This is a genomic window from Paenarthrobacter aurescens (genome assembly GCF_025421775.1).
In the GTDB taxonomy this organism is placed as follows: domain Bacteria; phylum Actinomycetota; class Actinomycetes; order Actinomycetales; family Micrococcaceae; genus Arthrobacter; species Arthrobacter aurescens_B.
Map to the genome: position 1 here is coordinate 47,726 of NZ_JAOEFX010000010.1, position 14,134 is coordinate 61,859.

Annotated in this window: 11 protein-coding genes; 6 read left to right on the forward strand and 5 right to left on the reverse strand. The window is 64.6% G+C overall.

Features of this window, described 5'->3' with window-relative positions:
• Positions 1 to 86: 86 nt before the first annotated feature.
• From N7568_RS19280 to N7568_RS19300, 5 genes are read left to right on the forward strand one after another with little or no spacing between them, the layout of a single operon-like run.
• On the forward strand, positions 87 to 1,418 hold the full coding sequence (locus N7568_RS19280) for an MFS transporter (protein WP_261611393.1): 1,332 nt from the start codon (positions 87 to 89) through the stop codon (positions 1,416 to 1,418).
• The gene (locus tag N7568_RS19285; protein ID WP_261611394.1) at positions 1,415 to 3,037 is read left to right on the forward strand and encodes a thiamine pyrophosphate-dependent enzyme; all 1,623 of its coding nucleotides are present in this window, start codon (positions 1,415 to 1,417) and stop codon (positions 3,035 to 3,037) included. Before N7568_RS19280 ends, N7568_RS19285 begins: the two co-directional genes overlap by 4 nt.
• A 12-nt stretch (positions 3,038 to 3,049) precedes the next feature.
• Complete coding sequence (locus N7568_RS19290) at positions 3,050 to 4,456, forward strand: gamma-aminobutyraldehyde dehydrogenase (protein ID WP_261611395.1); 1,407 nt, start codon at positions 3,050 to 3,052, stop codon at positions 4,454 to 4,456.
• Positions 4,457 to 4,464: 8 nt separating this feature from the next.
• Complete coding sequence (locus tag N7568_RS19295) at positions 4,465 to 6,201, forward strand: amidohydrolase (protein WP_261611396.1); 1,737 nt, start codon at positions 4,465 to 4,467, stop codon at positions 6,199 to 6,201.
• Between the two features lie 8 nt (positions 6,202 to 6,209).
• A complete protein-coding gene (locus tag N7568_RS19300) occupies positions 6,210 to 7,466 on the forward strand; it encodes a M20 family metallo-hydrolase (RefSeq protein WP_261611397.1) in 1,257 nt (418 codons plus the stop codon).
• Positions 7,467 to 7,471: 5 nt separating this feature from the next.
• Here N7568_RS19300 and N7568_RS19305 read toward each other — a convergent pair whose 3' ends face one another.
• Complete coding sequence (locus N7568_RS19305; RefSeq protein WP_261611398.1) at positions 7,472 to 8,194, reverse strand: hypothetical protein; 723 nt, start codon at positions 8,192 to 8,194, stop codon at positions 7,472 to 7,474.
• Positions 8,195 to 8,279: 85 nt separating this feature from the next.
• Between N7568_RS19305 and N7568_RS19310 the strand changes: the two genes are divergently transcribed.
• Entirely contained in the window at positions 8,280 to 8,873 is a 594-nt protein-coding gene (locus tag N7568_RS19310; RefSeq protein ID WP_261611399.1) for a YdeI/OmpD-associated family protein, read from the forward strand.
• 14 nt (positions 8,874 to 8,887) lie between these two features.
• Here the strand turns inward: N7568_RS19310 and N7568_RS19315 are convergent, their stop codons facing one another.
• The 4 genes from N7568_RS19315 to N7568_RS19330 all read right to left on the reverse strand — a co-directional run bounded on the left by N7568_RS19315 (position 8,888) and on the right by N7568_RS19330 (position 14,040).
• Positions 8,888 to 10,054 (reverse strand): ABC transporter ATP-binding protein, encoded by a 1,167-nt coding sequence (locus tag N7568_RS19315; RefSeq protein ID WP_261611400.1) that lies wholly within the window; start codon positions 10,052 to 10,054, stop codon positions 8,888 to 8,890.
• Positions 10,051 to 11,652: an ABC transporter permease gene (locus N7568_RS19320; RefSeq protein ID WP_261611401.1), complete on the reverse strand. Its 1,602-nt coding sequence runs from the start codon at positions 11,650 to 11,652 to the stop codon at positions 10,051 to 10,053. The genes N7568_RS19315 and N7568_RS19320 overlap by 4 nt, the downstream gene beginning before the upstream one ends.
• 4 nt (positions 11,653 to 11,656) lie before the next feature.
• Positions 11,657 to 12,700, reverse strand: a complete 1,044-nt coding sequence (locus tag N7568_RS19325) for an iron ABC transporter substrate-binding protein (protein ID WP_261611402.1) — start codon at positions 12,698 to 12,700, stop codon at positions 11,657 to 11,659.
• Positions 12,701 to 12,882: 182 nt separating this feature from the next.
• Positions 12,883 to 14,040 (reverse strand): glycoside hydrolase family 76 protein, encoded by a 1,158-nt coding sequence (locus tag N7568_RS19330; protein ID WP_261611403.1) that lies wholly within the window; start codon positions 14,038 to 14,040, stop codon positions 12,883 to 12,885.
• Between the last annotated feature and the right edge of the window lie 94 nt (positions 14,041 to 14,134).

Below are 14,134 nucleotides of genomic sequence, written 5' to 3' on the forward strand. Positions count from 1 at the left end.
GAAAACTACTGGCACTATGGATTGAGTCACACAAATTTGCCCGGGCACCCCCAACGTCCGGTCCCGTTCGCACTCATGGAGCAACTATGGCAAGCACGGTCAGCGGAGCCACGGACGCCAGTCCCACGGCAGTACGCGTCGTCGATGAAAGCGTCACCAAGAAGGTGGCCCTGGCCGCCCTTGTGGGCACGGCGCTGGAATGGTACGACTTCTTCCTTTTCACCACAGCCGCTGCGCTGGTGTTCAACGCACAGTTCTTCGTTTCCCAGGACCCCTTCGTGGCGGCCATGGGATCCTTCGCTACGCTCGCAGTCGGCTTCGTAGCCCGGCCGATCGGTGGCTTCATCTTCGGTGCCCTTGGAGACAAGGTGGGCCGCAAGAAGATCCTCATGGTCACGATCGTGGGCATCGGCATTGTCACCGGCCTCATCGGCCTCCTGCCGAACTACATGACCATTGGCCTGGCAGCCCCCATCCTGCTGGTAGCCCTGCGCATCGTCCAGGGCCTCGCCGTGGGTGGTGAGTGGAGCGGCGCGGTGATCATCGCCGTCGAGAATGCTCCAGTGGAGAAGCGCGCACGCTACGCCGCCCTGCCGCAGATCGGCTCCCCGATCGGCACCATACTGTCTTCCGGTGGCTTCTTCGGCATGTTGTTCCTGGTGGGCCAGACCAACTTTGACGCGTGGGGCTGGCGCATCCCGTTCATCGCCGCCATCCCGCTGCTTGCCATCTCCCTGTGGATCCGCAGCCGACTCAGCGAATCACCCGAATTTGAAGCACTCATGGAATCCGGAGAAACGGAGCATGCTCCTATCCGCGGGGTCCTGAAGAACAGCTGGCGCCAGATCCTGGTGGGTATGTGCTCGGCGTTGCTCGGCATCGGCGGTTTCTACCTCATCACCAGCTTCGTTGTCTTCTACGGCACCAAGGTCCTCAAGCTGCCCTCTGAACTCCTGCTCATGGGCACCCTGCTGGCTGCAGCACTCGAGATCGGCGCCCTTATCTGGGCTGGCCGGCTGGGCGAGAAGTTCGGCGCCAGCAAGGTGATCCTCTGGGGCGGCGTGGCATCGGCGCTCATCGCAGTTCCCGTGTTCCTGGCCATCGACTCCCGCAACCCGTTCCTGGTGGTCCTCGGCATGATGATCGGCGTCGCAGTGCTCTCCATCCCGTACGCCGTCTCCGGTACCGCGTTGACTGCCCTGTTCGCCACGAAGGTCCGCTATACCGGCGTCGCCATCACCTCCAACACTGCAGGTGTCATCTCCGGCTTCGTGCCGTTGATCGCCACCGCGCTGGTGGCCGCCAACAATTCCTTCTGGCCCGGCGCCATCATCCTGCTGGTTGTCTCAGTACTGACTGCGTTGTCCGGCCTGTTCCTCCCGGCCCTTTCCATCGAAGAAGAAGGAATGAAGCATTGAGCACCACCACCGCAGGCCACCTGATTGTCGGCCAACTCGAACGCGCGGGTATCAAGCGTGTCTACACCGTGCCGGGCGAGAGCTTCCTCGACGTCCTTGACGGCTTGCACGGCTCGCCGGTCCAAAACGTGGTGGCCCGCCAGGAAGGCGGCGCCGGGTTCATGGCACTCGCCGAAGGCCGTCTGACTGAGCTCCCGGGCGTCGCCATGGTCACCCGCGGTCCCGGCGCAGCCAACGCCTTCATCTCCATCCACACCGCATACCAGGACGCCACGCCCTTGATCCTGTTCGTGGGCCTGATCCCGGTAGCCGACCGTGGCCGGGAGTCCTTCCAGGAGTTCGACATCAACGCCTGGTTCGGCAGCACAGCGAAGAAAGTCGTCACGCTCGACGACGCCGCTTCCGCCGCCCGCGTTGTGGACGACGCCATTTTCACTGCCCTCAGCGGACGGCCCGGCCCCGTGGTCATCGGCCTCCCGGAGGATGTGTTGGTGCACGTGGTCGAGGACGCCACGGTGGAACCCCGCAAGGTTGCCCGTCCAGAGCCGGCCCCCGTTGACCTGGATGAGCTGAACCAAAAGCTGGAGAAGGCACACAAGCCGCTCGTCGTCGTCGGCGGTGAAGGCTGGACACAGAAGTCCGGCGAGCAGTTGGCCGCTTGGGCGAGCCAGCACAGCGTGCCGATCGTGGCTGACTTCCGCGCTTACGACGCCGTCCCGCACCGCAGCGACGCCTACGCTGGCTTCCTCGGCTACGGCCGCAGCGACGCCAACGCCCAGCGCCTGGACGACGCCGATTTGATCGTCTTTGTCGGCTGCGTCCGGGGCGACGTCCTGTCCGATGGCTACAAGCGCGGACTCAACGCCCACACCGTAGTAGTCAACGCTGATGCCAACCTCCTGGGCCACTTCGGCCGCGTGGACCAGCACATCATCGCGGACGTCACGGCGTTCGCCGCCTCGCTTACGGGGATGGACGCGAAGGTCAACAGCGAGGAAGGTTGGTTCGCCAGCGCCCGCGCCGATCAGCTCACCTACTCCACACCCCGGCCCGACGGCGGCATCGGCGTCGACTTGGGCGTCGCCATGGAGGTCCTCAAGAAGGAAATGGCCGACGACGCCGTCCTCACCTTCGGCGCCGGAAACCACGCCCTGTGGCCTGCACGCTACCTGGACCACAACTCGGCCAACTCCCTGGCCGCGCCGCGCAACGGCGCCATGGGCATGGGGATTCCCGCTGCCGTGGCGGCGTCGCTCACCTACCCGGGCCGTCAGGTTATCTCCGTGGCCGGCGATGGCTGCTTCATGATGAACGGCCAAGAGATCGCCACGGCCATGGGCTACGGCGCCGCATTCGTCGTTCTGGTGGTGGACAACGGCATCTTCGCCACCATCCGCGAGCACCAGGAAGCGCACTACCCGGACCGCCCCTCCGGCACCCACATGACCAACCCGGACTTCGCCGCACTCGCCCGTTCCTACGGCGGCTACGGCGAGCGCGTGGACCGCACCGAAGATTTCGCGGCCGCGTTCCGCCGCGCCGCCGACTCCGGCCTCCCGGCCCTGTTGCACCTGCCGCAGGACCCCACCACGCGTTCCCCCAAGACTTCAACAAACTGACCGGAGCCAACTGTGATCCAGCTTCAGAACATCATCAACGGCGAGTCCGTGGACGCCGCGGCCAGCCTGCCGTTCTTCGACCCCGCCACGGGCCAGCAGATCGGCACCGCGCCGGACAGTGACGCGGCCGCCGTCGACTCCGCCTTCCAGGCCGCCGCCGCAGCTTTCAAGAGCTACAAGCGCACGACGCCGGGGACGCGCCAGTCGCTGCTGTTGCAGCTGGCCGACCTCATCGAGGCAAATGTTGACCGACTGGTCGAGGCCGAGGTTGCCTGCACCGGCAAGCCGTCCGCCCTCACCAAAGAGCTTGAAATCCTGCGCGGCGCGGACCAACTGCGCTTCTTCGCCGGGGCATGCCGGGTGGTTTCCGGTACGGCCCAGACTGAGTACGTGGAAGGTTTCTCCTCCACCATCCGGCGGGAGCCCATTGGTGTGGTTGCCCAGATTACGCCGTGGAACTACCCGTTCATGATGGCTATTTGGAAGATCGGGCCCGCCCTCGCGGCGGGCAACACACTGGTCCTCAAACCTGCCGACACCACACCCTGGTCCACTCTGGTCCTGGGTGAACTGGCACAGCAGGTCTACCCGGCCGGCGTCGTTAACATTGTTTGCGGTGGCCGCGAAGCCGGCGCCGCGATGGTGGACCATGACATCCCGGAGATGGTCTCCATCACCGGCTCCACCCGGGCCGGTGCCCAGGTCATGTCCGCGGCCTCCAAGACCCTTAAGGACGTTCACCTTGAACTTGGCGGCAAGGCGCCCGCCGTGGTGTTTGCCGACGTCGATATCCAGCGGACCGCCAGCGAAATCGCCCTTGCGGCCTTCTTCAATGCCGGTCAGGACTGCACCGCGGTGACCCGCGTGCTGGTCCACCAGGACATCCACACGGAATTCGCAGCAGCCCTGGCCGATGCCGCTTCCGCCCTGAAGGTAGGGGGCGACGAAGCCGACCTTGGCCCGCTCAACAGTGCCGCCCAGTTGGAGCGGGTGGAGGGGTTCATGTCCCGGCTGCCCGCCAACGCCCGCGTCCTGTCCGGCGGCAAGCGCACCGGAACCGGCTTCCACTTTGAGCCAACAGTCATTGACGGGGTGTTCCAAACAGACGAAGTGGTGTGCGACGAAATCTTCGGCCCCGTGCTGACGGTCCAGCCGTTCGCCACGGAGGACGAAGCAATCGAGCTCGCCAACGGCACCAAGTACGCCCTCGCATCCAGCGTGTGGTCCGAGAACCACGGTGTAGTCACCCGCGTGTCCAATGAGCTGGACTTCGGAGCCGTGTGGATCAACTGCCACCAAGTCATCCCAGCCGAAGCACCGCACGGTGGATTCAAACACTCGGGCACCGGCAAGGACCTCTCCGTCTATGGCCTCGAGGACTACACCCGCATCAAGTCCGTCACCACCTCGCACCGCTAGAACCGGATATGAAACTCGACCTCCTCCTGCGGAACGCAGAGATCATCACCATGGATCCGGACCGTCCGGTGGCCAGCTCGCTGGGCATTTGGCAGGGACGCATCGTGGGCCTCGACGAGGACTTGGACGGCTTGGACGCCGTTCAGGTACTCGATCTTGGCGGCGCCACCGTGACTCCCGGCTTCATCGACGCCCACTGCCACACCACCTGGTTCGGGCTGGGCCTGGCCGAACTGGACGTCTCCGGTGCCCACGGCCTGGAGGAGCTCTACGAGTTGCTTCAGGGCGCTGTTACTGAAGCCAGGTCTGACGGCGAGGGCTGGCTTTTCGCCACCGGTTTCAGCCAGACCCAGCACGGCGGTTCCTTCCCGGACATCGCAGAGCTTGACCGGATCACGGGGGAGCGGCCGCTGTTCATGCGGCACAACTCCGGGCACATGGCGGTGGTCAACACAGCCGCGCTGCGGCTGGCAGGTGCGGACGCGCCGTCGTTCCCCGATCCCGACGGCGGGGCGATTGTCCGCGACGGAGCGGGACGTCCCACGGGACTCGTCCAGGAGACGGCCCAGGAACTGATCCAGCAGCTGATCCTCCCGTATGCCTCGGAGGACATCGAGGCCGCCCTTGAACGGGCAACGCGCTACTACGCCTCCGAGGGCATCACGAGTTTCACCGAAGCCGGGGTGGGCGGGGGTTGGATCGGGCACAGCCCGGCCGAGCTCGCCGCCTACCAGAGCGCTGCGGCCAACGGTCGGCTCCATGCCCGCGCGCAGGTGATGCCGGTGCTGGACGTGCTGCACGATCTCAAGGGGCACGCTTCTGACAGCGTTGGTGCGGCCCCGGCCGGGCTGGATCTTGGCATCACCAGCGGGTTCGGCAACGAGTACCTGTCCCTTGGACCGGCCAAGGTCTTCCTGGACGGCTCACTCCTGGGCGAAACCGCTGCCGTGAGCCACGAGTTCTGCAGCCACGGCCACAAGGACAACCGAGGCAATACCGGCTACTTCCAGGCGGACCCGGCCCAGCTGCGGGAACGCATCGAGGCCGCGTACGCCGCCGGGTGGTCCATCGCGGCCCACGCCATCGGGGACCGGGCCGTTGACCTAGCCGTGGACATCATTACCGAGTGCCAGGCTGTCTACGGACCACGCCGCGTGCCCAACAGGATCGAACACGCGTCCATGACGCGGCCCGAGCAGCTGGGTCGGCTCGCGGACGCCGGCATCGCCGTGACACCCCAGGCAAGCTTCTTCCGTGACGGCGGGGACGGTATGACCGCTTCCCTCGGGCCGGACCGCCTGCCGTGGGCCTACCGGGCAGCCAGCTTCCTGGAAGCCGGGGTGACGCTCGCGGGAAGTTCGGACCGGCCTGTCGCCGACGGAAACGTCCTCCGCGGCATGCAGGCGTTTGTGGACCGCAGGACGGCGTCCGGTGCTGTCTTTGGCAACCCGGACGAATGCCTCACCCCGCATCAGGCCCTCGCCGCCTACACCAGCGGAGCCGCTGCGGCCACTGGGTCCCTGGGCGAAAAGGGCACGCTGTCGGCGGGCAAGCTTGCCGACTTCGTTGTCCTCTCCGCCTCGCCCTTGGAGGCACCCGACATCAGCGGACTGAACGTGCTGGCCACCGCCGTCGGAGGCCGCTTTACCCACCAATCAACCAACTTCCACGCGGAACCTTCCTCGGAAAGTCCGTTCGCGGCCCGTGTTTCAGCGGTTCGTGTTTCAGCGACCCAGAGCTCATAGGGGAGACCATGACAACCACCACAAGTTTCACCGCCCAGGACACCGCCTTCGTGCAGGACTTCCGGACCATGAGCGCCTTCGGTGCCACTGAAAACGGCGGCGTGGACCGCCAGGCCGCAACCATTCCTGACGGCGAACAGCGCCGCTGGCTGGCAGGCCTCCTTGAGCAGCACGGCTTCACGGTGAAGTTCGATCACGCCGGCAACCAATGGGGCCTCTACGAGGCCGTGCCCGGTGCACCCTTCGTGGTAGTCGGCTCGCACATGGACTCACAGCCGACGGCGGGACGTTATGACGGCGCTTACGGCGTCCTCGCCGCGGCCCACGCGGCGTTCCGCCTGGCAGCGCGCTGGGAAGCCGGCGCCACTGCACCCAAGTTCAACCTCGCCGTCGTCAACTGGTTCAACGAGGAAGGCAGCCGCTTCAAGCCGTCCATGATGGGCTCGTCCGTCTACACCGGCAAGCTGGAACTCGAGGACGCCCTCAACACCAAGGACGCCGCCGGGGTTACCGTCCGCGATGCCTTGGATGCGATCGGCTGCCGCGGAACCTTTGAAGGGCCTGAGGCGGCCTATTGCGCCGAGATCCACATCGAGCAGGGCCGCAGCATGGAACGCGAAGGTGTCACGATTGGCCTGGTCAACTCCAACTGGGCTGCGAACAAGTACGAGTTCGTGGTCCACGGCGAACAGGCACACACGGGTTCCACGGTGATCGCAGACCGGAAGGACGCGCTGCTCGGTGCGTCGATGCTGGTGGTTGCTGCACGCGAACTCGCCGACCGTTTCCCCGGAGTCCTGCACACGTCGGTGGGTCAGCTCAACGTCTACCCGAACTCGCCGGTGGTGGTGCCGTCCCGCGTGAACCTGCTCCTGGACCTGCGCAGCGCCGACGAAGCAGTCCTGGCCGAGGCCGACGCCCTGCTGCACGCCCGCATCACGGAGATCGAACGGCTGGCCAACGTCTCGGTGGAGAAGAACCACTCACACTCCTGGGCCGTCACCCCGTACCAGCCGGAGGGCGTGGAGCTCGCGGCCAAGGTGGCCGCCGACCTGGGCCTGTCCAACAAGGAAGTCATGACCCTGGCCGGGCACGACTCCACCAATATGAAGGACCTCGTCCCCACCGTCATGCTGTTTGTGCCCAGCGTTGATGGCATCTCCCACAACGAGCACGAATACACCACGGACGAGGACATCGTCGCCGGGCTGACCATGCTCACCGAGGTGGTCGGCAGGCTCTGTGACGGGGCCTTGGAGGACTAGCTGCTTTAGGGGGCCAGCGTCTGCTGTGGTGTTGTTCTTTCCACCACGATCGACGCCGGCGCCGCACCGCCCGCGGCATCCGGGTTGGCGAAGTACAGGACATCTTCGCTGATTCTGGCCTCAATCTTTGCCGCCCTGAGGCGGTCCAGCAGTGGTTCCAGCCCGCCGTCGTACTCGAATGCGAGGTCGCCGTTGGCGCCGTCCGCGCCGTGGATCACCCGCAGGATTCCGCCGTTCTTGGTGGTGAACGTGGCCGATTCGTCGTCCTCCGTCCGGGGCCGGGCACCGATGTTCCGGAGGTCGTTGGCCGCAAGGCCCACGAAGGGACTGATCCAGGTGGCTACCACCGTGAGGGCTGGATCGGCCTCCGTTGACGTTGCCCACGTGCCATCGGTTGCCCTCGTGCCGGGGAAGGCAAAGAACTCGAACCCGTCCTCGGCAGAGATCCGCACAGTGGTTCCGTCGGGTGTCTCGTGGATTTCTGCCTGGGTACCGGCTTCCTCGGTGCGGCGCGCGAATTCCGCCAGGTTGCCCGCCTCCACACCGAAGATCGTGGAGCCATCCAACGAGTGGCCGTGCTCAACGTAGCCCAGCGCGAGGCGACCCGAACCGGAGTCGAACTCCCACCAGCCGTCGTCGTCCAGGGTCTTCACCAGCCCCAGAGCTTGGAGGAGTGTGGACCACTGCTCGGGGCGGGACGTGTAGTGGGTGGGGCGGGATCGCAGCATGGGTCCTCCTTGGCTGGGCAGTCACTTCCCAGCCTATGCCGCGTGGCCTTGCCTGGGGTTGCCCGTTTCACAGCAGAATGGATCCATGGCAATCGAGCTTGAGGAATTACTGGTTACAGATGGTGCCGCTTGGCGTGACTGGCTTTCGGCACATGCCGCGGACAGTCCCGGAGTGTGGCTGATTCTGCATAAAAAGGGTGGCAGCGTCACGGAACTGGACTACGACGCCGCCTTGGATGAGGCCCTGTGCTTTGGTTGGATCGACGGACAGGCCAGGAGCCGCGACGCCGACAGCTACTTCCAACGGATGACGCCGCGTGGCCGCAAGAGCATTTGGTCCATAAGGAACGTAGGGCATATCGCCCGGTTGGAATCCGAGGGCAAGATGACCGACGCAGGCCGTGCCGCCGTCGAGGCCGCCAAAGCCGATGGCCGGTGGGAGGCCGCTTATGCGGGCCCAGCCGATTCCGTAGTCCCGGATGACCTCGCAGCTGCGATCGCCGAAGTTCCCGAGGCCCAAGCCATGTTCGACGTCCTGACGTCCCAGAACCGATTCGCGCTGATCCTCCGCACCAACTCGGTTAAGCGCGCCGAGACGCGGGCGCGAAAGATCGCCGGATTCGTCGAGATGCTTGCCCGGCACGAAGCGCCGTACCCGCAGAAGAAACGTCCGGTGTAGTTGGACCTGCCTGGTCAGGCCTCGAAAGGGAACGCCACGCCTTCGCCCACCACACGCAGGCACAATTCCGTGCCCGGCTTGGTGATCGAAGCGTTCCAATGCCGGATGGTGATGATCTCGCCGCCACCAGGATAGCGGTGGCTGTTGCCGGAGGCGCCACCGTCGGGGGCCTTGTATTCGCCCAATTTGATACGAACCGTGGTCTCCGGGCCGAAGTAGTCTGTGTCCACCACCACGCCGCGGATGGGCCCGTCCGATGCAATGCGGATTTGCTCCGGCCTCAGCATGAGTTGGACCTTTCCCTGAGCCGGCGGGCGCCGGACTGGTATTCCGCCCAAGGAGCAGGTCGCCAGCGAGCCCTCCATCCACGCATCGAGAATGACGGCATCGCCGAGGAACTCGGCGGTGGCGCGATCGGCCGGGCGGGTGTAAACCACAAAGGGATTGCCGATCTGAGCCAGCTTTCCGCCGCGCATGATGGCTACTTGGTCTGCGAAGGAAAGCGCTTCTGCTTGGTCGTGGGTCACCAGGATGGTGGTCACTCCGGCAGCGTTGAGCACCTTGGCGACGGCCCGGCGTGTGGCCACCCGGAGGCCGGCGTCAAGGGCAGAGAAAGGCTCGTCAAGCAGCATGAGCTCGGGTTCCCTGGCCAGTGCACGTGCCAAAGCGACCCGCTGCTGCTGGCCACCCGACAACTGGTGGGGCCGGCGCTTGGCCATGGAGGCGTCCAAGGACACCATGTCCAGCAGTTCCAGTACGCGCGACTTCACCGCTCCCCGACCGCCGTCGAGCTTTCCTGGATCCACGCCGAACGCGACGTTCTGTCCTACCGTCAGATGGGGAAAGAGGGCGCCGTCCTGGGCGACGTACCCTACCTGCCGCTTGTGGGCAGGCACCCACACGCCGTCACCTGCCACCGGGGCGCCGCTGAGCCTGATGGACCCAGTGTCCGGATGCTCAAAGCCCGCGATCAGCCTCAACAACGTGGTCTTGCCGGAACCCGAGGGGCCAACGATCGCCGTGGTCCCGCCCTTGGCTACTGAAAGGTTGACGCCCTTCAAGACAGCCTGGGTACCGAAGTTCTTGGTGACCTCCGAGATATCCAAGTGCGCATTCGTGGTGGGCGCCACGGAGGGGGCCACCCGCGGTGACGGAAGCCTGGAAGGGGATTGTTCGGTCACTGTCCGGCTACTTTCTTGGACTGTTGGAAGAGAAGGTATGTCATGGGGGCCGACAACAGAATCATCAACAACGCATACGGTGCGGCACCGGCGTAGTCGATCTCGCTGCTTTTGCTCCAGAACTCCGTGGCCAACGTCCGCGTGCCGTTAGGCGAGAGAAGCAAGGTGGCCGTCAGTTCGTTGACAATGGCGAGGAAGACCAGCGCTGCACCGCCTGCAGCGGCCGGGGCAGTGAGCCGCAACGTCACTTTGAAGAAGGACGTCAAAGGGGTCTTGCCCAAGGACTGCGCGGCCTCATCGAGCTCCTTGGGCGCCTGCGCCAAGCCTGCACGGATATTCACCAAAGCCCGTGGAAGGAACAGCAGGACGTAAGCGGCAATCAGGACTCCCGCGGTCTGGTAGACCCCCGGTACGGCCCGGATGCTGACGGTGACGAACGCCAGGCCCACCACGATTCCCGGCAGTGAACTGGTGACATAGTTGGAGAGTTCCAGCATCTTGCTGAACCAGCTGGGGTGCCTGACGGCAAGGTAAGCCATGGGAAATGCCACCACCGTGGTGACGATGGCTCCGGCCGCCCCGTACATGAGGGTCTGAAGGAGCGCCGGGATGAACTCCTCGGCTGCCCACACTTCCGAACCGCCCGCCATGACCCACTTGAGGACAAACCAGAGTGGGAGCCCGAAAGCCAGGACCGTGAGGGCCAGTAGTGCCAACTGTGCAGGGAGCTGGTATCCCCCCAGGTGCAACCGCATGGCCCTCGCTTGCGCGCCGGAGCCGATCCGGGCGTAGCGGGCAGAGCCGCGGCTCTTGACCTCCGCCAACAGCAGCAGCAGGCACAGGAACACCAATACGCTGGCCAACATGTTGCCTGCGGTCCCGTTGAAGGTGGACTGGAACTGCACCATGATTGCCGTGGTGAACGTGTCAAAGCGGATCATCGCGAAGGCGCCATACTCGGCCAACAGGTGCAGCGCCACCAGCAAAGCACCGCCGGTCATGGCAATCCGCAGTTGCGGCAACACCACCCGGAAGAAGACAGCCCAGGAGCCCAGGCCCAACGATGCTGCGGACTGTTCAATGGCTGGGTCCAGCCGGCCAAGGGTTGCAGCGGCCGGAATGTACACCAACGGGAAGTAGGACAGCGTGGCGATCAGCACCCCGGACCAGAGACCCTCCAAGGAGGGAACCGCGGACACCCATGAGTAGCTGTTGACGAACGCCGGAACAGCCAACGGGGCAGCCAGCGCCACGGCCCACCAACGGTGTCCGCGCAGCTGGGTTCGTTCCACCAGCCACGCGCCGCCCACTCCGAGCACCAAGCACAGCGGCACGGTGAAGACCATCAGCAAAACGGTGTTCAGCAGGAGCTCGCCTACACGTGGACGCACGATCAGATCAACCGCCGTCTCCCAGCCGGTCACGGCCGTCATGTACAGCACATAACCCAATGGAATCAGCGAAAACAGTGCTATCAGCACCGCCAGCAAGGACACCGTGGAAACGCCGAAAGGCGGGCGGGGGCGCTTGCCCCGGCCCGCCGACGTCGTGCTTCCCTCAGAACGTGAAACGTTGGGAGCCGATTGTTGGGAGGTCACAGAGTTACAGGAGTCCTGCCTCGGTCATCAATTCAGTGACCTTGGTGGAGTTCAGTTTGGCGGGGTCCACCGTGGGAGCCTGCAGGTCCTTGATGGGAACAAGCTTCTCGTTGGCATCAACCTGTGAGGCGATGGCGTATTCGAAGGACGTTCCGGTCTTGAGGATCTCCTGGCCGGCTTTGCCCGTGATGAACTTCAGGAAAGCCTGAGCGTCTGCTGCCTTCTTGGACGACTTCAGGACGCCACCGCCCGAGACGGAAACGAAAGCACCCGGGTCCTGGTTCTTGAAGTAGTACGGTGTGACGTTCTTGGAGTTCTCGCCGGTCTTGGCCTGATCGCCATAGTAGTAGTAGTGGTAGATCAGTGCCGCGTCCACTTCACCGGCGTTGACGGCCTTCATGGCAGTGCTGTTGCCCTTGTAAGCCTTGAAGTTTTCCTTCATGCCCTTGAGCCACTCTTCGGTTGCGGCCTCGCCCTTGAGCTCAAGCAGTGCCGAGACAATGGCTTGGAAGTCAGCGCCGGAGGGCGAAGCTGCCCACTTTCCCTTCCACTCGGGCTTGGCCAGATCCAGCATGGACGTGGGCAGCTGGTCCTCGCTGACCTTGGTCTTGTCGTACACCAGGACGGTGGAGCGTGCGGCAATTCCGGTCCACTTGCCTGTGGAGGGACGGAATTCCGCCGGGACCTGGTCGATGGTGGCTTTATCGACGTCGGCGAACAGGCCCGCATTCTCCACCTGCGCCATTGCAGGGGAGTTCTCGGTGAGGAAGACGTCAGCCGGTGAAGCCGCGCCTTCCTGCACAATCTGGTTGGACATCTCGGTGTCCGAGCCCTGGCGCAGGGTGACCTTGATGCCGGTCTCCTTGGTGAAGGCGTCGATCCATTCCTTGGTCAGGCTCTCATGCTGGGCGTTGTAGACCGTGATGCCTTCGCCGGCAGCCGCGGAGGAATCCGGTGCAGTGGCGGGGCTGGAGCCGCAGGCGGAAAGGCCAAGAGCGGCGGTGGCGAGGAGTGCGATTCCGGCCAGAGCGTTTTTGGGGAGCTTCATGGGGCTACTTTCTGGGAACAGGCATGGAAGTCCACGACAGTAGTGTCGTTTCCATGCTGGCGGGAAGGTTGGGGTCCGCCATAAAAAGCGTAGGTTAGCCATACCTTTGTTCAAAAGCCGAACGAGCTTTAAGTGACAGGGATCACTGGAATTACGGAAGTGTTGCGTATCGTAATTCGTTTTTACATACTGGCCGCGGCCTCAAATGTCATCCACGCCTGCAACTGCGTGGAAAGTTCGACGGCGACACCCACCGGATACGTTTCGGCCGCCGGCCGCAGGGGGTTGGGCGAGAAGATCAACGGCGTGCCGCCCTTGCCACGCCTCAGCTCCGGGGCCTCCCGGCGGCTCGCCCAGAAAGCATCAGCCGTGGTGCCCACCAAGTCCCGCGCAGTTCGCCTTGTGTTTTCCGGTAGGCGGTGGTCCCGCGCGGCCAGCGCCAGGTACCTGACGAGGATCCCGCTGAAGAGGCCGCCGTCACCGGTTCCATCGCCGTGGACCACACGAGTCCCGGGGACGGTCAGCTCGCGGGCCACCGACTCAACCAGGTGCGCTGCACGGTCCAGGTTCTCCTGGCCGCCGAGTTCCAGCAAGGCACCCAGGATCGGGCCTTGGTTATAGGTATAAACCGCCTCTTCCAAGACGGTTTCGCCGCCGCGGATTCGGAGCCCGTCCATATAGACGCCCCGTTCCGCGTGGAAGAGCCTGCTGTTGAGCCAGTTCACCAGGGACTGCGCCCGTTCGCGTCGCCCAGTCCTGGCGAAATAGAGAGCAACAGGGGCTGTGGCGGGAGTGTTCTTGAAATCGCGTTTGGTACTCCAGAACGTTCCTCCACCCAGGTCGTCCGTAGAAGCCGAGTCGAACTGCAGGGTCAGCTTCTTGCGGACGTACGCATTGCGCCGACGCCCCGGCTTCCTGGTTTCCTCCGCCAGTCTTTCGAGCCTTAGTGTCGACAGGGCGAGCCAGGCCATGTCGTCGTAGAAGTGGTTCTCGAACCGCAGGAGGTTCCGCAGCCTGATGGTGGTCACCAGGCGCGAAGCGAGCCGGCCCGCACTGGGGCGGGAGGCGCCGTCGAACTTTGTTGTGGTGGCCAGCTCACGGCGGCCGGCGTCCACCAGGCAATCGACATAGTGCGCCTGCCACCAATAGTGCCAGGGGCCGAACAGGTTCTTGGCGGTATGGCTGGGGACGCTGACCATGCCCAGGTGCGTGCCGGGCAGGAAGAGCAGCCGGCGGCCGAAAGTACGGGTCACTGACCGGGCCGCCTGGTTGGCGCGGGCCGCCCAATCCGCAGCGTCCAAGGCTGCTGGCTGCTGATGCGAGGGTTCGTGGGCGGACATGGGAACAGCCTATCGGGGCAGGGGTGACGTGCGCTGGCTCACAATTCCAGTTAACATGCATTAACGGATTTGAGTTCTGCATCAAGGAGGATGG